Origin of the sequence: Acidithiobacillus concretivorus (assembly GCF_018853445.1) — a bacterium.
Classification (GTDB): Bacteria; Pseudomonadota; Gammaproteobacteria; order Acidithiobacillales; family Acidithiobacillaceae; genus Acidithiobacillus; species Acidithiobacillus concretivorus.
Map to the genome: position 1 here is coordinate 1 of NZ_JABELD010000062.1, position 22,474 is coordinate 22,474.

Below are 22,474 nucleotides of genomic sequence, written 5' to 3' on the forward strand. Positions count from 1 at the left end.
CGGCCAGGGCTTTTTCCAGTTGCCGGTGCAGGGGGCGTTCGCCCGCCACAATGCGGCTGGCGGATACCGAACTGCCGTATTGGGCAATGGCGTCCTGGGCGGCAGCATTCACTGCGGGATGTCCGGAAAGTCCAAGATAGTTGTAGCTACCAAAATTGATGACGCGTTGTCCGTCGATGGCACTATGCGCCCCGGCAGTGCCCTGGTGCACATGGAAAAAGGGGCTTTTGACGCCAAAGCGCTCCGCGCCCTCCTGCATGAGATGTACCTGCTGATAGCCGGGTTGGCGATCAAAGCGGGTGAAAGCCTCGGGAATATCCGATCCGCCCACCTGGGCACCCGAGGCGGGGGCGGTCTGGATTTTTTGCAGGCGCTGTTCCAGACCTTTCTGGATGAGCTTTTCCTTGAACTGGGCGGCGATACTACGATCAGCTTTGGTCATTTTCCGGTCTCAGGTAACGCCGTGTTGGGCTTCCAACTGTTCACGGGTAATGCTTGCGGCACCCGGAACCTCCTGTTGTTCTGCGTCGTTGCTCAAAGATTGCACCAAACGCCGCGCCAGACGCAAGGGGGTTGGTCCCTCACTGAGCAGAAAAGCCGGTAGTTTGACACCGAGTCGTTCTTCCAAAGCCAATGCCAGTTCAACGCCCATGAGCGAGTCGAGACCGAGTTGACTGAGATTCTGGTCGGGCGTGATTTTATCTGCAGACAGACGCAGAATCTGGGCGACTTCCCGACGGACGGTATCCACCAGCAATTGTTCTGCTTCGGCCGTGGGCAGGCTTTGCAGGTGACTGCGCAGGTCTTCGTCACTGGACGTTGTCTCGGCCTTTCCAGAGGGCATGACTGCCGCAAAACGGGGGCTTGCGGCTACCGGCAGAAAACGCTGGAGGGCACGCCAGTCGAGATCTGCCACCATCCAGCCATGCGCATCACTGACTATCATGGTTTCGAGCACATCCAGGGCGGTGCTGGCGGTTAATGCGGCGCCACCCAGACGTTGCTGCAATAAGTCGCGGGTTTTTTCGTGTCTGGTCAAATACCCGACATCGGCAATGGCTCCCCAGAGAATCGCCAGAGCGGCCAGCCCCTGCTGACGCCGCCATTGCGCGAAAGCCTCCATCCAGCTATTGGCTGCCACATAATGCGCCTGCCCCGGATTGCCGAGCACGGTGGTCATGGAAGAATACAGGACGAAAAAATCCAGCGGCTGATGGAGGCTGGCCTGATGCAGGTTCCAGGCACCGGCCACCTTGGGCTGGATGACTTTATCCATCAGCTCCGCGCCAAGATTCTGGGCCAGGGCGTCTTCGATCACGGCAGCCGCGTGGATGATGCCGTGCAGGGGGCCGACTTCCCGGGTGATACGCTGAATGAGCGCCTGCACCTGAGAAACTTCGCGAACATCGCAGGACCAGGTGTGAACCTGCACGCCTTGCGAGCGTAGGTCATTGAGGATGAGATCGGCCGCAGACTCGGGCTGACCGCTGCGACTGACCAGCACCAGCTTTTTAGCACCACGTTCGGCCAGCCGTTGTGCTGTCGCGAGGCCGAAGCCGCCTAGCCCCCCGGTAACCAGATAGGCTGCCTCCCCATTGAGTTGTATGCGCAAAATCGCTTCGGATCGGGGCGCATGGGGCAGATAGGGGGCGGCCATCTCGACCACTACCTTACCGATCTGGCGGGCCTGCTGCATGTGCCGGAAGGCATCGGTGACTCGGGCAGCCGGGAAATGGGTAGCGGGCAGCGGGAAGAAGTCTCCCGCCTCGAACCGGGACATGATTTCCGTAAAGAGGGTCTGGGTGAGTTGCGGTCGACCTTTCAGGAGCTGATCGGCATCAATGCCGAAGTAACTGAGATTGTTGCGGAAAGGGCGCAGGCCAATGGCATTGTTCTCGTAAAAATCGCGTTTTCCCAACTCCAGAAAACGTCCGAAGGGTTTGAGTATCTGGAGATTGCGGAGGACGGCTTCGCCATACAGGCTATTTAACAGGACATCTATTCCTTCGCCTTGCGTATCAGCCAGAATGGCGTCGGCAAAATCCAGACTGCGCGAGTCATAAATGTGCTGAACCCCTAACAAACGCAGAAAATCGCGTTTTTGCGGCGAACCCGCCGTCGCATAAATTTCCGCCCCCAAATGCTGGGCTATCTGGATGGCGGCAATACCCACTCCACCAGCCGCTCCGTGAATGAGGACTTTTTCGCCAGGCTGCAACTGGGCCAAGGTGTGCAACGCATACCAGGCGGTCAGGAAAACCGTGGGAATGGTAGCGGCGGCACGCATGGACATGCCTTCGGGGATGCGGGTAATGGCCTGCTCCGACGTCATCAGGCGCGTGCTGAAACTGGCCGGGGCAAAACCCAGTACCGCGTCGCCAACCTGCCATTGCGTCACAGCAGCGCCTATCTGCTGGATTCTGCCCGCAAATTCCAGGCCTAACGTGGGACCGGAAAAACCATTTTCCAGGGCTTCATCCGCCAGTAAACCCAAGGCATACATGACATCGCGAAAATTCAGCCCGGTACTGTCTACGGCAATTTCCACTTCATGCGCTTCGGGAGTCCGCTCTGGCACGTCTACCCACTGCAGATGGCGGAGCTGACCGGGCAGGGAAAATTGGAGTTGCTGGATTTTGAGGGGCTGGCTTTTTGGGGGCTGGATTATTTGGGGATGGTCATGACCGGCAGTCCCTAAGTCCGCCACAGTGCCTTCCTGCACCTGCAAAATATAGCGTCCTCCTTGGACATCCAGCAGAAGTTCGGTTTCGGGACCGGGACTCAGGTATTCTGCAACGACCATTTGTACGGTCTCGGGACTCCCCTGCCCCCAATCCACAATGCGCAATTTCAGCTCTGGCCATTCGTTTTGCAAACTGCGGGCGAAACCACACAGACCGGCCTGACCCAGACTGTGCGTTGCGCTGAAAGCGGTCGCAGCAGCAGTCCCTCCCAAACCACCATCACTCAACAGTAACAAGGGGATGACCGGGTCCTGACGCAAACACCAGAGTCCTGCCTGTTGTAAGCGTTTGCATTCCATGCGCAGCCTGGTAGCTGCTGATTGCCCGGCTTCGGCCAGATCTTCTCTATCCGCAAAATCCGGCAGAAAAATCATCCCGGCTATCGGCTTGGCTTCTGCAGATGCTGCAGATGTTGCAGATGGCGGTGGCGTACTCTCCACAAGCCAGGAAAAATGCTGGCATTCCAACCCCTGGGCGGTCAGGGCGTTTTCCAGTAAACGGGCGGCAACGCTCTCAATCCTGTTATGGTCGGGGCTGCTGCAGAGCATTACCGTAGCAGCCGGTTCTGTACGGATCTGCTCAGACATTCCCGGCTGCTCAGGGCTTTTACGGGCAATAAAACTATAAGCTCCCGCTGCTTCGTTTGACGTTAAAGCCAGACTCAGGGAGATGCTGCGCTGCTCCAGCCAGTCCTGAATCCGCGTTCGCGAGGAGAAAGTGCTAGCCGCAGGATCCACTTCGCTCCACCAGTTTTCGGGTTCCACTCCCTGGACCAGCAACAACCCGCCGGGTACCAGGCAACGCTCGGCAAATTCTAGCATCTGCCAATGTTGCTCAGACATCGCGGCATCCAGACGCAACCAGATCAAATGCATGGCTGCGGAAGGATTTGTCGTGATTTGCACGGACTGCCAGGGTTTGTCTTGCTGGGTTTGGGCGTCTTCCGGGTCATAAGCCCGCCATAGGGAGATGCGCGGATCGGTATTTTCTGCCCAGTGCGCGAGGGCTTCCGGTTCGCCACTGCAAATTTCCATGAAATTCAATGTTTGCGCAGCGGATAACTGCTGTAAGCATTGGTTTTGCAGCTCTTGTAAACAAAGCACTAGCGTTGGGCTGAGGGTATCCATCAATACCGGCATCAGGTCTGTCGACAAAGACCCATCGGGAGCATGGTCACCGGCTTCACCCCGGGTACCCAGCCCATATCGACCAACCGCCAGAGTAATCGGGAAAAACTCTGGGTAATCCTGTAAAAGCATCTGCCAGATATCACGCGCCGCCACTTCCGGGTCATTGCGGCCCGCTGATTCGGCGGTATAAGTCTGTAACAGGGTATGAATCAGTGGTGAATATTCTTGCACATAACGCTGCAAGGCGGGTTGCCCGGCCTGATGCTCGGCAAAAATGCTACGGATACGCGGCTGATCCAGTTCTACGACAAAATGCTGGTGTTCAGGACGTGGTTGCGGACGCAGCACCGACTGGACATAGCGGAGCTTTTCCCTTTCCGGCTTCTGCAGTCGCACCCGGCGTAAACGCAGCGTATCGCAGCAGGCGACCAGTTCGCCAGCTTCTCCCCAAAAGCTGAGGCGGGCCAGCAGCGACTGGGGAGAGTGGCGCAGAACGTCGACCACAACCCGCAGCGTTTGCGTACCCGGTACAAAGACGCTCAGGTTGGCAAACCGCACAGGAACATAAGCCCAACCAGCCGGAACCGGGCTTTGCGCCAGAAAATCCACAAATAACTGCATGGCACCATCCAGCAGAGCGGGATGGAGCAGGTAGGCATCTGACATTGCACTGTCGGACAGTTGCAGTTGCCCATGGATGGTGGTGCCCTGCAGCCAGCCCTGAGTTACCGTCTGAAACACGGGCCCATAATGCAGGCCGACAGCCTGACAGCGTGCATAATGTGTTTCTCCCTGAAAATCTGCCGGTGCACCGGGCATGCCGGTCGGTGCAGGGGTTGTGCCTGAGCTTTGCAGACTGCGCTCTGTCATGCCTTGCGTAGCCCCTAAACGGACCCGGCCCTTGGCATGGACGACCCAGTTGTTTTCCATCTGCTTACGGGAGCGAATCTGGAAATGACCATCGTCCTGAAGCTCCACGCGGACGATCTTGCTGCGCGCACTATCCAGCAGCAAAGGCAGCAGAATATCCAGCTCCTCCACTGTCCAGGCCTGGGTATCCTGGCGTTCCGTCAGTTTTTCCCGGGCTGCAGCCAGTGCCAGTTCGACAAAACCCGCACCGGGGAAAACCACGCCATCCCCAACCTGATGATCGGCCAGAAAAGCCTGACGCGCGGTGTCCAGACTTTGCTCCCATTCGTCCGGATGTCCGGCCACAGGATGCCCCAGCAGAGGATGCACGGCATAACGATATAAAGTACCCGCTGATTCCGGGGTCGTTTTATGCCAATGCTTTTCCCGTTCCCAGGGATAATCGGGCAAATCTACGAGGTTACTGCGAAGCGGAAAATACGGCTTCCAGTCGGGCTCTATCCCCGCCAGCCACAGTGCCGCCAGGGTCTGACGGATGGCTTGCGGATGATTTTCGTTACGACGCAGGGTGGGGATCACCCGCCCTTCCTGTCCACCTGCGGTGATTGCCTCCTGCAGATAACCCCGCAGCACCGCATGACCGCCAATTTCTACAAAAAGATTTCCTTGTTCCAGGGCGACGTCCGCTGCCTGCTGGAAACGAACAGGCTGACGAATATTGCGCCACCAGTAGTCGGCATTGAGGGCTTCACCGGCAAGCACTGTACCACTGACCGCAGAAACAAAGGGAATCTGCGTCGCTTGCGGTTTCAGATCCTGCAGAACTTCCATCAGCTCTGCCTGGAGCGGGTCCATGCAGGCGCTATGGAAAGGGTAATCAATATCCAGGCGTTTATGGCCGACGCCTTGAGTCCGGAGCTTTTTCTCCAGTTCACCCAGTGCAGCACGGCTGCCCACGACCGTAGAACCCCGGAGACTGTTCCAGGCGGCAATACTGATGCTCTGATCCAGACCCCAATCGTGAAGATGCGGCAGCAGCGCATCGGCAGAAAGCGCGACCGCCGTCATTTGTCCCTGACCCCGCGACTGGCCCTGCAAACGGCTCCGCTCATATATGACCAGCACCGCTTCGGCCAAAGTCAGGGCACCACAGGCCCAGGCAGCAGCCACCTCGCCGACGCTGTGACCGGCGACTGCCGCCGCCACAATTCCCTCGGCACGAAGCATGGCGGTAATGCCAACCTGCAGGGCAAACAGGGCTGGTTGCGCCTGTTCAGTGGCTATATAGCGATCATCCCCCAGACATCCTGCCAGTTCATCGTGTAGTGTGTAACCGGCCAGAGGCGCAAAGTGGCAATCCACTTCAGCGATGGCGCTGGCGAACACCGGGTCCTGAAGTAATGCCTGCCCCATGCCTGCCCACTGACTACCATTGCCGGAGTAAACAAATACCGGGCCGTGTATTTTTTCCATAGCCTGGACAGCGACGCTGTCACCCTGACCATCGGCAAAGGCATGCAGTTGCGCGGTCATGTCTTCTTGCGGGTTCAGCCAGAAAATAACGCGGTGTGCTAGCCAGGCCCGGCGGAAATTGGCCTGATACAGTGCCGCATAACGTGTATCCGGGTCCGCAGTGGCCAGCCGATCTGCAAAGTTATGAACCACAGCTTGCAGCGCAGAGGGCGTAGCCGCGCTGAGACAAAGCGGTTTGCGGCCTTCTGCCGAATTCTGCCAGCGCGGGGATCGGCGTCGGCGTGGTGCTTCGGCGGATTCCAGAATGATGTGGGCATTGGCACCCCCAAAACCAAAAGAATTAACGCCCACCAGCAGGGATCCTTCCGCACGGAGCGGACGCATACCCTGGACCACCTCCAGATGGTAGTCATCCAACGCCAGTCGGAGGTTAAGGGTTTCAATCCCGATAGTCGGCGGAATCAAGCGGTTTTGCAGGACCAGAATACTTTTCAGCAACCCCGGAATACCCGAGGCGGTTTCCAGATGGCCAATGTTACTTTTTACAGAACCGATGGGTAGCGGCTGATTGGCCTCGCGGTGAATGCCCAATGCCCTGCCAATAGCTTCCACTTCAACCGGATCGCCCACGGGAGTCCCGGTACCATGGGCTTCCAGATAATCCAGTTGCCGGGGATCAATGCCTGCAGCGGCGTAAGCTTGTTCCAGCAGGCTTTGCTGGGCGCCGACACTGGGAATAGTCAAACCAGATTTGTGCCCGTCGGTGTTAATAGCGCTGTGGGCGACCACCGCCAGGATCCGGTCACCATCGCGCCGTGCCTGAGCATAATCCTTGAGAATAAACAGGCCTCCACCCTCGGAACGCACGTAACCATCTGCGGAAGCATCAAAGGGGCGGCAGCGTCCACGTTTGGAAAGCATGGAGGCTTTGGAAAAAATAAGAAACCCGTATGGATGCAGGTGCAGACTGATGGCTCCAGTCAGGGCCAGATCCGATTCTCCTTGCAGTATCGACTGGCAAGCCTGATGAAAGGCTACCAGTGTCGAAGAACAGGCGGTATCTACGACAAAGCTGGGCCCCCGCAAGTCGTAAAAATAGGACAGACGATTTGCCGCAATACTGGCCGTTGAGCCCGTGGCGGTATTGGCATCCACGGCAGCTAGATCATCAGCCAGCCGCGAAGCATAGTCTGTGCTGGCCAGCCCGATAAACACGCCGCAGCGGCTGCCGCGCAGATGTTCAGGGCGGATGCCGGCATGGGCAAACGCCTCCCAACTCATTTCCAGCAGCAGCCGCTGCTGGGGATCTATGGCTGCGGCTTCGCGGGGAGAAATGCGAAAAAATCCGGCATCAAAACCCGATACTTCACCCAACGAACCGGCGGCAAAAGTGACTGATGTGCCGGGATGACTGCGTTGCGGGTGCTGCAAATCATCTTGCGCCCAGCGGTCTTCGGCTACCTGGGTGATCAGATCATCGCCCATCAACAGATGTTGCCAGAAGCTGTCTTTCTCTTGGCATTGTGGTAATCGGGAGGCATAGCCAATAATTGCAACTTTTTTCACAATAAACTCACAAATTGTTCGAATTTTTCAAAATGTTCAGACCATGTCGGGGCAGTAAAGCCTTTTATTCTCTGCAGTTGCTGTTGACGACGGGCATGATCATGCGCGCTGAAATCGCGAATAGCCTGCAGCCAGACGGCTTCGTCGTCCGTATCCAGATATTCCGGAATATTTCCTGCTATTTCCGCAAATACAGGTAGCGGATTGGCCAATACCGGCACCCCTGATTCCAAAGCCTCCAGTAAAGGCAACCCGAACCCTTCCGCATGCGAAGGAAAAAGTAAGGCCTGAGCGCCGCGCAGATGCGTGAGCACTTCTGCGTCACTGCAGTGCGGAAGAAATTCGACGTGTTCTTTTAATCGCTCATTATGCTGCAATTCATGCAACACATCGCCGCACATCCAGCCTACCTGACCAATAATGCGTAATTGGGGAATATGATTCCAACGCCACTCTGCCATCATGCGTTGCCAGAGATAGAGCAGGAAAGCATGGTTTTTTCGGGGTTCAAGCGTCCCCAGCACCACAAAATAGGGCTTTGCCGGCGCGACTGCGGGACCACTCAGCGGACTATGCCTTAAATGCGTACCCAGGGGGATAATCGCCATCGGTGGAATCGACATCTTGATGTTTTCTGCATAGTCGCGAAGCGCCTCGGCGGTGTGCTGCGAATTGCTGACAATACCTGCCGACTGCCCGAGAATCACCTGCAGGCGTTTATCGTGGCGTTGGGTGGCATCGAGCTGACAGAAATGGGGATGAGTCACCGGAATCAGGTCATGGGCCATGACCAGCAGACGCATTTTTTTGCGACGCAGCCAAGCCAGATAGCTGGGTCGATCCAGTCCGCTGTGGCCCATGTTTAAAATCCAGCTGCCGGACTTTACCGGACGGATGGGCAGTTTGAGCATGTGCCCAACCGTCTTGGCAAGGCTGCCATGCCGCTGCCCATGCGCCCAGGCCTGCAATGTATCAAACAATGTCATAGAGGTGATTACCGATAGGGCAACCGCCACGCCATTATGAATCATCATGGCCTGTGCCCGGCCATGGAAGTGACCAACATAGGCGAGACACACCCGGTCTACCCCGGTGGGTATGCGCCCCTTGCGCATACGGTGGACAAGCCGGGTGATATCTATATAAACCGGAGCTTCGCCAAGATCTGCCATAAAATGATTACTTGACGATGCCCGCCGTACTCAGACCCTGGATCGGGTAAACAATCTGCACAATCAGGCCCAGGAATTTCTGAAGATCGGTAATAGGTGCCGAGGCCACATAAATCAGATCTTTGTTCTGGATAGGAAACTCTTGTGCCGCAAAAAGCGTGGCCGGGTTGCTGAAGTCAAAGCGGAACACCACGGGCACTTCTCCTTGGGCATTGGTTTGCAGAGGCTCTGGCCAATTTGTAAGGAAGTTGGGTTTTTCCAGACGGAAAACAAATACCGCCTTGGCATCGGCTTCGTTACCATTCAAGCCACCCGCTCTGGCCAGGGCTTGCGCCAGACTGATACCCGAGGCTTCAAAATCGATTTCCTTGGTCTGGGTGGTTGCTCCCATGACGGTTACATGCAGCGGCTGATACAGAGCCGTAATCACGTCCCCTGCCCGCAAGGAAACATTTTCTTCGGGGTGCCGAATCACGTCTTCCAGCGGCAGTTGTAACACTTTACCCTGATGAGAAAGCTGAATGGTTACCTTGTTTACCGGTTTATCGACCCCGCCCGCTGCCGCCAGCGCCTGCAGCACGCTGACCCCGCCCGGGATCAGCGGAACCTGGGTGCTTTTACGCACATTGCCGACCACGGAAATGCTCTGGGCATGGTTGCTGACCAGACGGACCACCACCTGGGGGTCATGGGCCATATTTTTCAGACGGGCGCGGATTTCATCGCCAATGTCGTCCAGGGTTTTACCCGCACAAGAAATTTTGCCGGCAAAAGGGATGATGATGTCGCCATTACTCCCCACCATTTGCTCCGGAATGGAGGTCATCACCGAACCGGAACCCGTCGTGCTGTTGGCTGCCCCGGCCGAAGCAAAAAGCATGGCGGGTGGCGCCTCCCAGATATAAACCTGCAAGGTATCGCCAGGCCCCACCGTATATAGACGCGGATTGGGGTTACTGAAGTTGCGCAGCAGGTTTAACTGCGGCGTATCCGCCCGAATCCGGATCTGATGGGCAAGCGCATAATCCACCTTGACCAACTGTATGCCGCGTAAGGTCTTGTTATGGGCTACGCTTTCCACAGGTCCGACACGCGGTCCTGCGTAAGGCATGTAGGAGGAGCAACCCGCGAGCCCCGCCAGCAGCAGACCGGCAGTCACAGCGCGCAAACCCGGATAACCTGTTGTCATCGGCAACATCCTTAGAAAAAACCGTCAGTTGAAAAATTGTTAATATTATTTCCTGCTGGATTGTAACCGAATATCAACTTGGAGGTCATCCAATAGGTGCCGCTACCCGCTATGTCAGCCAGATTGGTCCGCCTTGCTGCGCCGAAGTCGCACCATGAGATAATTACAAGCAAAAAGTAACCTATTGATTTATTTGGTGGGCGGTACAGGGTTCGAACCTGTGACCCCTGCCGTGTGAAGGCAGTGCTCTACCACTGAGCTAACCGCCCTGGATGCCGAATGGTTCCAGAGAGCGCGTAAAATACCAATCGCGGCCATTCAGGTCAACCCGCAGTTGGTTTCCGGTAGTTAGCCTCCCTTGCCAAATCAACAGAATTAGGCTATTTACTTTCCTTAGAAAAAAGAATGAGGAAGACGCCTATGTCAAGGCAGTACTTTATGTTTGCGAAAAGCCCCCTCAAACAGGGGGGAGTAGCTCTAATGTTTTTGACATTGACGCTCAGTGGCTGCGCCAGCATGGCCCCCAACAGTCCTGTGTCTTCCCCACCCCCAGCCCGGCCCCCGGTGCAATCCTCGGATTATGTGCAGCACGCCGAAGCTACTACTCTGGACGCCGTTCTGGTCCATGCCATTTCAGAAATCGGCAAGGACTACCGATGGGGAGGAGACACTCCCCAGGCTGGCTTTGACTGCAGTGGCCTTATTCAATATGTGCTGGAGCAGGCTGGCGTGGATATTCCCAGAACTTCTTTTGCCCAGGCTGCTGCCCTGCCATCGGTTCCTTTAAGTCGTATTCGCCCTGGTGATCTGGTGTTTTTCAATACCATGGGACAACCCTTTTCGCATGTGGGGATTTACATCGGTGGGCAGCAGTTTGTCAGCGCACTGAACCGACGCCAGGGCGTCGCTGTGCAAAGCCTGCAAATCCCTTATTGGGCCGAACGTCTGGATGGCGTGCGCCGGCCTATGCCCAGAGAATTACTGGCCATGCGCGACAACTGAACACGTATCCGATCTCAATGGCAATCACACCAGGTTCTTCATAATTTACTGATATAACGAGTGAGAACATGCCCCCCAAAACCGTCATCCGTAGCATTTTCAGCACCAGCATCATGGCTACCCTGCTTTCTGCCTGCGCCAGCGAAGTCGTGCCTACGGGCACCGTCAGCAACCCTATCGCCCAGACCGTGCCCAGCTCCCGCGCCCCGGCACCCGCAATGCATCTTTCACCCTCCCAGCCAGTGCAGAATTTACCTTCTGCCCGGCCTGCTTCCTGCGTACGAGATGTTTATTTCCCGAATTTCCCCCGGCAATACCAACTGCCACTCCAGGAAATTGCCTGTCAATTACAAATAAACAATGGCTTGCCGGCCAATTATGTTATTCCAGCCCTGCAAAACGCCCGCTTCAATGCCCGCGCCGTAACGCTGATGACCCCGCCGCCGCCCAGCCAGAAGCCATCAGTCCCATATCCGTGGTGGCGCTATCGCGATCGTTTTCTGCATCCCGACCGGATTAATCGGGGATTGCAGTTCTGGAATGCCCATAGCGCCCTGCTTGAGCAGGTCAGCCAGAAATACGGGGTTCCCGGGCCGATTTTGATGGGCATTCTCAACATTGAAACCGGCTTTGGTTCATTCATGGGGAACTTTTCGGTGCTGAACAGCAACCTTAGCCTCGCGCTGGCTTTGCCAGGGCGTCGCCGGTTTTTTCTGCATGAAACCGCTGAAACCCTGAAATTGGCCCAAAAGCTGGGGGTATCACCAGCGACCCTGATGGGCTCTGAAGCAGGGGCCATGGGGATGTCGCAATTCCTGGCCAGCAGTTATTTGCGTTACGGCATTGTCTGGAATGATCCTCCTGGCGGCCCTCTGCCCAATCTCTGGCAATCTCGCGCCGATGTGCTGGCCTCTACCGCCAATTTCTTTCTGGGCCATGGTTGGCAACCAGGGCAACCAGTCATGGCCAGAGTGGCGGGTTCCGGCGGGGTTGACGCTGCCGCCTTCCTGCACGGCAAGCATCCCTTGGGGCAACTTCTGGCCGCCGGAATTCAGCCGGAAAAACCCTCATCCTTACCTGCTGACACCCCGGTTGGCCTGCTCCGCCTGCAAACTGCCGAAGGTCCTACACTGTTTATAGCCTACCCCAACTTCTACGCCATTATGGGTTACAACCCCAGCGTGTACTATTCAGCCACTGTCTGGGCTTATTCCCAGGCCATTCAACGGGCACTGAATGGCTGAAGCTGAAAACGGCAATAGCGCCGGGACAATTGCCCCAGGCCAGCGCCCCTGTGTTAGGATGTAGCACCCCTAATACCATGTCATGAGGTCGGGTGTGCCATCACAACACGCTGCAAAACCAGTGGTCGATCAAATTATCAATGCGCGCTGGATCATTCCGGTGCGCCCCCGCGCACTCCTGCATCATCATGCGCTGGCCATTCAGCAGGGACGCATTGTCGCGATCGGTCCCCGGGACGAAATTCATGCGGCATATACGGCAGCAGAAATCACGATCCTCGACCAGCATGTGTTGATGCCCGGTTTCGTCAATGCCCACACCCATGCGGCCATGACCCTGATGCGCGGGCTCGCCGATGACCTGCCCCTGATGACCTGGCTGAACGAGCACATCTGGCCCGTGGAAGGCCGTTATGTCAGCCCGGAATTTGTCAGCATGGGTACGGAACTGGCCATCGCTGAAATGTTGCGCGGCGGAACCACCACTTTCAATGATATGTATTTTTTTCCCGAAGCCGCCGCCCAAAGTGCTCAGAACATGGGTATGCGTGCCCATATCGGGCATGTCATCATTGATTTCCCTACGGCTTATGCCGCAAATGCCGATGCCTGCCTGCAAGCAGCCGCCGATCTTCTCCCCCGCCTGCAGCAAATGCCGTTGATCCGCCAAAGTCTTGCACCCCATGCACCTTATACCGTTGCTGACGCCGGTTTACGGGGTACCAGAGAACTGGCCGAAGCCGAGCATCTGCCCGTCCACATGCATGTCCATGAAACCGCCCATGAGGTGGAAGAAGGTCTCGCTCAATATGGTCGTCGTCCCCTGGCCCGCCTCGCGGAGCTGGGTCTTCTGAATCCGCGTTTTCTGGCGGTACACATGACCCAACTGGACGCTGATGACTTGACGATTTGTCGGGATAGCGGGCTGCACATCGCCCACTGCCCCGAATCCAATCTTAAACTCGGTTCTGGCATTGCCCCTGTGGCCCGTATTCGTGAGCAGGGTATCGCTGTGGCCATCGGTACGGATGGTGCTGCCAGCAATAATGATCTCGACATGCTCGGTGAACTGCGCACTGCGGCCTTGCTGGCCAAAGGTTTCAGCGGCGATCCGACCGCCTTCCCGGCCTGGGAAGTTCTGGAAGCAGCTACTTTAGGGGGTGCCGAAGCCATCGGCTGGGGAGACTTGACCGGCAGTCTGGAACCCGGCAAGGCTGCGGATTGCATTGCCATTTCCCTCGACCACCCGGCCACCTTCCCGGTCTATGACCCGGTATCCCAGGTCGCTTATTGTGCCGGACGCGATCAGGTGACCCACGTCTGGGTAAATGGCCAAATCCGCATTCGTCAGGGTCAGGCGGTGGATTGGGAAGAATCGGCATTATTCAGCCGCGCGCAAGCATGGGTTAAGCGTATTCGCGACAAGGATCAAAATACATGAACATGGATCAGGCCGAAGTCAGCAAATTTGATGCTCTCGCCAGCACCTGGTGGGACCCTGCCGGACCTTTCCGGACACTGCATGAAATCAATCCGTTGCGCGTAGACTTTATCGCCCAGGGCTGTCAGGGTTTGCGCGGTAAGCGCATTCTCGATGTGGGTACCGGTGGCGGTCTGCTGGCAGAAGCTATGGCTCGGCTGGGTGCTAATGTCACGGGTATTGATCTGGCGGCAGATGGTATTGCAGCGGCACAGGCCCACGCCGAACTCGGGCATCTGCAAATCCAGTACCGCCGGGTAGCTGTAGAGGATCTGGCCGAGGAACAGCCCGAGTCCTACGACGTGGTGACCTGCATGGAAATGCTGGAGCATGTCCCTAATCCTGCGGGCATTATTGCCGCCTGTGTAAAGCTGCTGAAACCCGGCGGAAATGCTTTTTTTGCGACGCTCAATCGTCATCCCAAAAGTTACCTCCTGGCTATTGTGGGTGCCGAGTATGTTCTGGGTTTGTTGCCACGCGGCACCCACGATTATCAGAAATTCATTCGTCCCAGCGAACTCATTGCCATGACCCGCAAGGCGCAGTTAAAGAGCCGCACAATGAAGGGCATGCATTATGATCCTATCCACCATTTAGCGCGCCTGAATGATGATGTGACCGTGAATTACCTCCTGCACACCCAAAAATGATCCAATCTGGCGCGGTACTTTTTGATCTCGATGGGACCCTGGTAGATACCGCCCCGGATTTGGCAGCGGCTGCCAACCGGCTGCGTGAAAGTCATGGTCTCCCTGCCCTGCCCTTGGCTGACCTGCGCCCGGTGGCTTCCCAGGGCGCACGAGGATTATTGCGGGTCGCGTTTGGACTGCAACCTGAAGACCGTGAATTTCCGGTCTTGCGGGAAATATTTCTGGAAGACTATTTATCGCGGATTTGTGAACAAAGCACCCTGTTCCCCGGCATGGCGCAGGTGCTTCACTGGCTGGATGAAAACAAAATCCCCTGGGGTATTGTCACCAACAAACCGGGGTTTCTGACCACGCCCCTACTGGCGGCACTGGCGTTGCCGGTAGCCCCTGGAGTCGTCGTCAGTGGCGATACCACTGCCCGCGCCAAGCCCGATCCTTTGCCAGTTTTCTGTGCTTTGCAGCAACTGGACGCCGAAGCCACGCGGAGCATCATGATTGGCGATGACCATCGTGACATACGGGCGGGCCACGCGGCGGGTACGCAGTGCTGGGCAGCTGGCTGGGGTTATGTGGAGGCGGAACATCCCCCGGAAAACTGGGAGGCTGATCAAATCATTACCCGTAGTGAATTACTGCAGCCCGCCCTTTTCCATGTCTACACCGCCCAATGAAACCGGATGCTGTTGGCTTCGGGTGATTTGCAGCAGCGCAGCGGAAAGAATTAATACGCCGCCCAGCACTTCCAGCAAGCCGGGCTTTTCCCCGGCCAAGCACCAGGCAGATAGTGCTCCGACAATCACCTCAAAAGGCATAATCACAGCAGACACGCTGACCGGCATACGCGCCACCCCGTACTGGATGGCTAATGTTGCACCGGCAATCCAGAGCCAGGAAAATCCCAGTAAATAGGGATATTGCATGGGGGAAAGACTGGGCCAGGGTTGGAACCAGACAAAAGGCAGTGCCAACAGGACACAGCCCCACCACACCGAAGTAGCCCGATGCATATCTCCCAGCGCCTCATCGGCGCGCAGCACCACATTGCTCAGGGCAAAAGCAAAACCCGAAGAAATGGACAAGAGATCGTTGGTACTCAGATCACTTACAGAAAAGCCCTGACCATGACTGACAACCAGCGCCGAGCCACCTACTGCAAGGGCGGCAGCCAAAGCACCACGCCACCCCACTGCTTCCCGCAAAAAAATCCGGGCGGCAAAAATCGCCCAGACCGGCGAGAGATAAAAGAGCAAAAGGATGCGTACTACTTCACCATGGACCAGTGCCAGCATAAAAGCCACATTAGTCCAGCCCCCAAAAACCAGCAATCCGATCAGGGTCCAATGATGTCCCCGCAATTCATCGCGACGCTGCCAGGACCACCATCCTGCCGGCAGGGCCAGAAGCAGGTAAGTGGCCAGAATCAGCCAGGCACCATGCAGCCCCGCCCCATTAAAGTAGCGCAAAGGCAGCCACAGCACGCCCCACAGGCTGGAACCCAGGAGTAAAGCCATAATCGGCAAGTTCTGCATGATAATACGTGGCATCAGTCTGCTGAGAACCTGTCCCAAGGAGAATTTCGGAAAGAATTTTTCAGATTATATCGGGATTGGCAAGCGGCGTCTCAGTTTCTCAGGCGCTGATCAGGGCTTGTCATAAACGCCATCCATGCCCCAGAATCAAAACCTATGACAACACACGCCATGAATCCATTGTTGGACACCCTGCAAGCTTATCCTTTTGAGCGGCTGCGGCAGTTACTGGCTGGAGTGACAGCTCCAGACCGGGAACTAATCGATTTTTCCATTGGCGAGCCACGCCATCCGGCACCGGGCATTGTCAGTGAAGCGATTATTGAGCATCTGCATGGTTTGACGGAATATCCCAAGGTGTTGGGTGAGCTGCGGCTGCGTCAAGCGATTGCCCAATGGGCCAGCCAACGCTTTCATTTGCCACCCGGTTTTCTGAACCCCGAATCCCAGGTCATCCCTGCCAATGGCAGTCGTGAGGCGCTGTTCAGTATCGCCCAGGCCGTGTTACCCGCCTGTGCAAAGCCTCAACCGCTGGTACTACTGCCCAATCCTTTTTATCAGATTTACGAGGGTGCGGCTCTGCTGGCCGGAGCAGAACCCTACTATCTGAATTGTGGCACGAATGGTCAGCCCGATTTTAAAGCCATTGACGAAACAGTTTGGGCACGCTGTGCCCTGCTCTATATCAACTCACCCCATAATCCGACGGGAGCGACGCTATCCTGCGAAACCCTGCAATGGCTTATTGAGAAGTCCCGTCAGCATGGATTCGCATTAGCTGCAGACGAATGTTACAGCGAGCTCTACACTGGTCCAGATGCCCCCGCTGGCATTCTTGAAGCCGCAGCACAAACCGACAGTCTGGACAATGTGCTGGCTTTTCACAGTCTTTCCAAGCGTTCCAGCATTCCCGGCGCGCGCAGCGGCTTTGTGGCTGGTGATGCCAAAATACTCAAGGCTTTTGTCCTGTATCGGACCTATCTGGGTGCGGCAATGCCACCTTTTATTCAGGCGGCGTCCATCAGTGCCTGGCAGGATGAAACTCATGTCATCCAGACCCGGGCCAGTTATACCCAAAAATTTGCGGCAGCCCAGACTATTCTCGGCCAATATCTACCCATTGAAATCCCGGCTGGCGGCTTTTATCTCTGGCCACAGGTCGGAAATGGTGAAGCCTTTGTGAAGGCCCTGTTTGCCGAAGAACATGTACGCTGTCTGCCGGGAGCTTATTTATCCCGGGAGGCGCAGGGCTGTCATCCCGGTCAGGATCGGGTGCGCATTGCCCTGGTTGGCAGCCATGAGGACTGCGTCGAAGGGTTGGAGCGGATTCGGCATTTTCTGGAAACCCATCCATTATCCTCATTTTCTTATTGAACCATTTGTGACCATTTGTGAAGGAGCTTTCGTGAGCCATAGTCTTGAAACCATTATTGATGCTGCCTGGGAAAATCGGGCGGAAATTTCACCCAAGCAGGCACCCGCTGATCTGCGCGATGCGGTTCACCAGACCATTGAAGGGCTGGATAAAGGCGTGCTTCGGGTGGCCGAAAAACGTGACGGCGAATGGGTTACCCATCAGTGGATCAAAAAGGCCGTGCTCTTGTCTTTTCGTCTCCACGATAACAGCCGTATTCCTGGTGCGGAGACCAACTTTTATGACAAGGTGCCAGGCAAGTTTGCGGATTATAACAGCAACGACTTTCGCACCGGAGGCTTTCGCGTGGTGCCGCCCGCCACCGCCCGGCGCGGAGCCTTTATCGGCCGCAACTGTGTACTGATGCCTTCTTTTGTAAATATCGGCGCCTATGTGGATGAAGGAACCATGGTCGATACCTGGGCCACGGTCGGATCCTGCGCGCAGATTGGCAAAAATGTGCATCTTTCCGGGGGCGTCGGCATTGGCGGCGTTCTGGAACCGCTGCAGGCGAATCCCACCATCATTGAAGACCATTGTTTCATTGGTGCGCGCTCCGAAGTTGTGGAAGGCGTCATTGTTGAAGAAGGCTCGGTGATTTCCATGGGCGTATTCATCGGTTCCAGTACCCGTATTTTCAACCGGTCAACCGGCGAAATCAGCTATGGAAGGGTGCCTGCCGGTTCGGTTGTGGTATCCGGTAGCCTGCCCTCTGCGGATGGTAGCTACAGTCTCTACTGTGCGGTGATTGTCAAGCAGGTTGATGCCAAAACGCTCAGCAAGGTGGGCATCAACCAAATTCTGCGCGATATCTGAAGGAAGTCGCCCATGGAAAAAAGCAGCGTGCTGGCCTTGGCCGAAGATCTGATCTCCCGACCTTCAGTGACCCCGGAAGATGCTGGCTGTCAAAATCTGCTGATTGCGCGCCTGGAAGCGCTGGGTTTTCGGGTGACCCGTCTGGCAGCGGGTGGTGTTGAGAATTTCTGGGCAGAACGCGGTTCATCCGGGCCTTATCTCTGCTTTGCCGGGCATACGGATGTGGTGCCCACCGGCCCGCTGGAAGCCTGGCACAGTGATCCCTTCACCCCCAGCATTCGCGACGGCATGCTCTATGGACGCGGTGCCGCCGATATGAAAGGCAGCTTGGCAGCGATGATCGTGGCGGCTGAACATTTTATCGCCCGGCATCCAGATCACGGCGGCCGCCTCGCATTTCTGATTACCTCTGACGAGGAAGGTATTGCGACCCATGGCACCCGCCACGTCGTGGATTGGCTGCGTGATCAGAATACCCAGATTGACTGGTGCGTGGTGGGTGAGCCGTCATCGGAAAACCGCCTGGGTGATATCATTAAAAACGGGCGGCGCGGATCCCTGAACGGGCGCCTGACCGTGCAGGGTGTGCAGGGCCATGTAGCCTATCCTGACAAGGCCGATAATCCCATTCATCGGGCTTTTCGCCCGCTGGCCGATCTGGTGGATCAACAATGGGATGCGGGCAACCAGTTTTTTCCGCCCACCCGTTTGCAGTTTTCCAATATTCACGCAGGCACCGGCGCCAATAATGTCATTCCGGGCCAGCTCAGTGCCGACTTCAACTTCCGCTTTTCTACGGAATCTACCCCGGAATCCCTAAAGGCTGGCGTCCATGGTCTTCTCGATGCTGCGCCAATCAATTATCAGATTGACTGGCAATTGTCGGGACCACCCTTTTTTACGGCACCCGGCCCCCTGGTGGCGGCCACCCAGCACGCCCTGGAAAAAGTGCTCGGTCATCCGGCCAGTCTTTCTACGGGTGGAGGGACTTCCGATGGGCGTTTCATTGCGCAACTGGGAGGCCAGGTGGTTGAGCTCGGCCCCATCAACAGTACCATTCACAAGCTTAATGAATGTGTAGCCGTGACAGACCTGGAAGATTTGTCACGGATTTACAGCGAAATCATGATTCATTTATTGGGTTCCTGTCCGAATGATTAAGCCTATATCACACGCATTATATGGCCTGCTGAGCGTCGCTGCGTTGCTGATGAGTGGTTGCGCCGGCGTCAACCAGAAGGAGGCCCCTCAGGGCAACTTCACCGCCCAGGCGGCTGCGGCAAGCTGCAGTGCGCCGGCTCCCAACCTGCGGGCAGCCTACAATCGCAGCTATCAGATTCATGGACGCCTGTATCATCCCCTGCAAAGTGCTGCCGGCTACAATGTGCGTGGCCTGGCTTCCTGGTATGGCTGGGAATCCGGTTCCAAAACTTCCATGGGAACCCCTTTTCGTCCCCGGGCTTATACGGCGGCCAGCCGTGACTTACCGCTCCCTACCTGTGCCCGGGTCACCAATTTGAGCAATGGTCGTAGTATTGTGGTTCTGGTGAATGATCGAGGACCCTTTGTGGATGGACGCAGCATGGATCTCTCCTATGGTGCCGCCAGCGCCTTGGGGATGACCCGCCAAGGTACAGCCGCCGTGCAGATTGTCGCGCTCGCCCCCTCCAGCATAACCCCAACCGGAGTAAATAGTTCCGAGGCCAGCCCACCCATGCATACCCTAGAAATTCAAGGGCCAACCCAAACCTATTTGCAAACCGGCGCTTTCAAAGCCCTAATCCACGCGACCGCAGAACGGAATCGCCTGATTTCCGCTGGTTTCCAGGATGTATTGATTGTGCCTGGCCTGGTTAAAGGTCAGCAGTTTTACAAAGTGCAGGTAGGCCCCCTTCCCGATGGTATTGCTGCCGTACAAGCTGTCGCCGCCATGAAAAAAATGGGATTTCATGATTTTTATCCGGTCGAACAATAAGCGGTTTGGTAATGCGTGACTTCATCTGGCCGAATTTTTATATTGTCGGTGCGGTGAAAAGCGGTACGACTTCCCTTTATGCTTATCTGAAGCAGCATCCGCAGGTTTTTCTGCCTAACATGAAGGAACCGCACTATTTCACCCAAGCCCATCCGCGACCCGAGCAAGATCATTTAATCCAGCGCGTATCCAGCGAGAGTGAATACCAACATTTGTACCGGGGATCAGAAAATTTTTCATGCGTAGGAGATGCCAGCCCATCTTATTTATGGTGCCCAGAAGCTGCGGAACGCATTTATCAAGTAAGACCAGATGCCCGGATGATCGTCATTTTACGCGATCCGGTGCAGCGTGCTTATGCCCAATACCTCATGGACCATAATGAAGGCGTTATTAACTTGCCATTTTTAGCCGCCTTGAAAAAAGACTGGACACGCCCGGACAAGGGTTGGGGCGTGTCCCAATTATATCTGGAACTCGGCCAATACGCCGCACAGATTTCCAGATACCAGCAGCGTTTTGGTACTGAAAACGTCCATATCTGCTTGCTGGAAGACCTCAAAAAAAATCCTGCAGAGGTCCTCAAAAACATCTGCGAGTTTCTGGGAATTGATCCTCAGGCTATCAATCATATTGATCTACAATCTATCCATAATGCCTATCGCCTGCCACGGGGAAACTGGGCGCGCATACTTGCCAGTCATCCCATCAGCCGCCGCATTGGAGAACACTTTTTCCCCCGTCGTTGGGGAGATTACATCTGGCGCCACTTTTTCCTGATGAAAAGCCATAAACCGCCCATCGATGTCGAAGCCCGGAGTTTTTTACAAGCCTTTTATGAACCGGAAATCCAGCAACTGGAGAAACTACTGGATCGACCACTACCGGAGCTCCGGAGTTCCTGGAAAAACCAGAATGCACGCAAAGGCTTCGAGTCAACGCAACAGGGAACTTAAATCATCTTACGAATGACTAATTACCATGTAAAATTACACCAATAATCACCACAAAGACCATCGAAAAGGACTGTCATGCTGTTACCAGCATCGCCCACCGCTGCTGTGGTTTCCAGTGCCTCCCCAACAGTCCTGAGCGCCAAGGAAACGCGGCATATTTTGATTCATCTTCATTACCTTCCGCTGGTCCCAGAAAAATATTTGGGCACGCATGGGCATATTCATAAAACTTACCTGTGGCGCTTTAAAATTCCGCGAGCCTTGCAGGCCCTTGCCGCATCAGATTCCTGGCAAGATCCCTGGAATCCGTTGGTACTGGGTGCGTTGTATCAGTTCGAAGCGGTGCATAATCTACCGATAGTCCCAGGCGGAATGGGCATACGAGGATTACCGCTGAACATAGAAAAAGCCCTGTTACACGCAAAAAAAACAGATCCGGATCCCTGGACCTGGATACTGGTGACCAAATTTCCGCGCCCGGAAGAAATTCATTTGTTTATGGGTGGGCGTGGCTGGATTTTCCAAAGCAAAGCCAATACCGGCGTCATGCATGCGACTCCAGATGGGACCTGGCCGGTTTATGCCCGTGATACCCATACCGCCATGGTTGGCCGCTTTCCCATACCAGTATCCCACGCGCAAATACGCTTATATGAGGCCGCGAAGTCGGCGGGTTATGCCCTCCAATCCGTGCATTATTCCCACTATCACCACCACTGGGTGCAGTACCAACATTATGATGACCCGGATATCCGTTGGGTTAATTATTTCGACAGAGGCCGTGCCGTACATTTTTACCCCCGGACCAATTACGGCTTTCCCCAAAGTGCAGGATGCGTGGAGCTTCCCGAAAGCGCGGCACGCAAAGTGTACGGACTCATCCATTATGGAACGCCTGTTACCGTCAGCCACGCTGCAATCGGCTCCTGGGATCCGCCAGGAAGTCAGTATCTGAAAGAACCCCTGAACATTAAACCACTCCATTTGGCTTATCGAGAAATCGCTGCCAAATCCACAGCACGCAGCGTACATCTGCAATTGGTGGAAACGAGCGCTTCAAACGCGCATCAGTAGGCCAAAATCAGCAGCCTAAAAACGGGCAGTGGGCCTGAAGGCTTTGCAGCGACTTTGTCCCGCGCCGTTGTTGTTCTTGGTGAAATCCTGCGCCCGTCAGGAGAGCTGTTTGAGCCCAAAGGGCGAGTTCTCTCCTGACAGCAGGATGAACCTTAGAACAACAGGCAAGGGGCGTTGGAGCAAAAAGCCT

At 55.8% G+C, this 22,474-nt stretch carries 15 protein-coding genes, 1 tRNA gene and 1 pseudogene; 11 read left to right on the forward strand and 6 right to left on the reverse strand.

The window, feature by feature from the left end; all coding sequences use genetic code 11:
* The 5 genes and pseudogenes from HJG40_RS08525 to HJG40_RS08545 form a co-directional block, all read right to left on the reverse strand.
* A pseudogene (locus tag HJG40_RS08525) lies at positions 1-442 on the reverse strand (aminotransferase class I/II-fold pyridoxal phosphate-dependent enzyme); the annotation flags it as partial.
* Between the two features lie 9 nt (positions 443-451).
* The gene (locus HJG40_RS08530; RefSeq protein WP_215863794.1) at positions 452-7,783 is read right to left on the reverse strand and encodes an SDR family NAD(P)-dependent oxidoreductase; all 7,332 of its coding nucleotides are present in this window, start codon (positions 7,781-7,783) and stop codon (positions 452-454) included.
* Positions 7,780-8,955: a glycosyltransferase family 4 protein gene (locus HJG40_RS08535; protein ID WP_215863795.1), complete on the reverse strand. Its 1,176-nt coding sequence runs from the start codon at positions 8,953-8,955 to the stop codon at positions 7,780-7,782. The genes HJG40_RS08530 and HJG40_RS08535 overlap by 4 nt, the downstream gene beginning before the upstream one ends.
* A 7-nt stretch (positions 8,956-8,962) precedes the next feature.
* On the reverse strand, positions 8,963-10,144 hold the full coding sequence (locus HJG40_RS08540) for a polysaccharide biosynthesis/export family protein (RefSeq protein WP_215863796.1): 1,182 nt from the start codon (positions 10,142-10,144) through the stop codon (positions 8,963-8,965).
* A 194-nt stretch (positions 10,145-10,338) separates the two neighbouring features.
* Positions 10,339-10,413 (reverse strand) — tRNA-Val (locus tag HJG40_RS08545).
* 211 nt (positions 10,414-10,624) lie between these two features.
* Between HJG40_RS08545 and HJG40_RS08550 the strand changes: the two genes are divergently transcribed.
* The 5 genes from HJG40_RS08550 (at position 10,625) to HJG40_RS08570 (ending at position 15,191) form a co-directional block, all read left to right on the forward strand.
* Positions 10,625-11,146, forward strand: a complete 522-nt coding sequence (locus HJG40_RS08550) for a C40 family peptidase (RefSeq protein WP_226857325.1) — start codon at positions 10,625-10,627, stop codon at positions 11,144-11,146.
* A gap of 68 nt (positions 11,147-11,214) precedes the next feature.
* Positions 11,215-12,390: a lytic murein transglycosylase gene (locus tag HJG40_RS08555; protein ID WP_215863798.1), complete on the forward strand. Its 1,176-nt coding sequence runs from the start codon at positions 11,215-11,217 to the stop codon at positions 12,388-12,390.
* 94 nt (positions 12,391-12,484) lie between these two features.
* Complete coding sequence (locus HJG40_RS08560) at positions 12,485-13,831, forward strand: TRZ/ATZ family hydrolase (protein ID WP_368355975.1); 1,347 nt, start codon at positions 12,485-12,487, stop codon at positions 13,829-13,831.
* The gene (ubiG, locus tag HJG40_RS08565) at positions 13,828-14,520 is read left to right on the forward strand and encodes a bifunctional 2-polyprenyl-6-hydroxyphenol methylase/3-demethylubiquinol 3-O-methyltransferase UbiG (RefSeq protein ID WP_215863800.1); all 693 of its coding nucleotides are present in this window, start codon (positions 13,828-13,830) and stop codon (positions 14,518-14,520) included. Before HJG40_RS08560 ends, ubiG begins: the two co-directional genes overlap by 4 nt.
* Complete coding sequence (locus HJG40_RS08570) at positions 14,517-15,191, forward strand: HAD family hydrolase (RefSeq protein ID WP_215863801.1); 675 nt, start codon at positions 14,517-14,519, stop codon at positions 15,189-15,191. Before ubiG ends, HJG40_RS08570 begins: the two co-directional genes overlap by 4 nt.
* Here HJG40_RS08570 and HJG40_RS08575 read toward each other — a convergent pair.
* The gene (locus HJG40_RS08575) at positions 15,150-16,064 is read right to left on the reverse strand and encodes a DMT family transporter (protein WP_215863802.1); all 915 of its coding nucleotides are present in this window, start codon (positions 16,062-16,064) and stop codon (positions 15,150-15,152) included. The genes HJG40_RS08570 and HJG40_RS08575 overlap by 42 nt on opposite strands.
* Before the next feature lie 141 nt (positions 16,065-16,205).
* Here HJG40_RS08575 and dapC point away from each other — a divergent pair, with 141 nt between their 5' ends.
* The 6 genes from dapC to HJG40_RS08605 all read left to right on the forward strand — a co-directional run bounded on the left by dapC (position 16,206) and on the right by HJG40_RS08605 (position 22,284).
* Positions 16,206-17,423: a succinyldiaminopimelate transaminase gene (gene dapC, locus HJG40_RS08580; protein WP_215863803.1), complete on the forward strand. Its 1,218-nt coding sequence runs from the start codon at positions 16,206-16,208 to the stop codon at positions 17,421-17,423.
* Positions 17,424-17,454: 31 nt separating this feature from the next.
* Positions 17,455-18,279: a 2,3,4,5-tetrahydropyridine-2,6-dicarboxylate N-succinyltransferase gene (gene dapD, locus HJG40_RS08585; RefSeq protein ID WP_215863804.1), complete on the forward strand. Its 825-nt coding sequence runs from the start codon at positions 17,455-17,457 to the stop codon at positions 18,277-18,279.
* Positions 18,280-18,291: 12 nt separating this feature from the next.
* On the forward strand, positions 18,292-19,440 hold the full coding sequence (gene dapE / locus HJG40_RS08590) for a succinyl-diaminopimelate desuccinylase (RefSeq protein ID WP_215863805.1): 1,149 nt from the start codon (positions 18,292-18,294) through the stop codon (positions 19,438-19,440).
* Complete coding sequence (locus HJG40_RS08595; RefSeq protein ID WP_215863806.1) at positions 19,433-20,254, forward strand: SPOR domain-containing protein; 822 nt, start codon at positions 19,433-19,435, stop codon at positions 20,252-20,254. Before dapE ends, HJG40_RS08595 begins: the two co-directional genes overlap by 8 nt.
* Positions 20,255-20,265: 11 nt before the next feature.
* Positions 20,266-21,210 carry a sulfotransferase family protein gene (locus HJG40_RS08600; protein ID WP_215863807.1) on the forward strand — a complete coding sequence of 315 codons (945 nt, stop codon included), beginning with the start codon at positions 20,266-20,268 and terminating at the stop codon, positions 21,208-21,210.
* A 75-nt stretch (positions 21,211-21,285) separates the two neighbouring features.
* Positions 21,286-22,284 (forward strand): L,D-transpeptidase family protein, encoded by a 999-nt coding sequence (locus HJG40_RS08605; RefSeq protein WP_215863808.1) that lies wholly within the window; start codon positions 21,286-21,288, stop codon positions 22,282-22,284.
* The last annotated feature ends 190 nt before the right edge of the window (positions 22,285-22,474 follow it).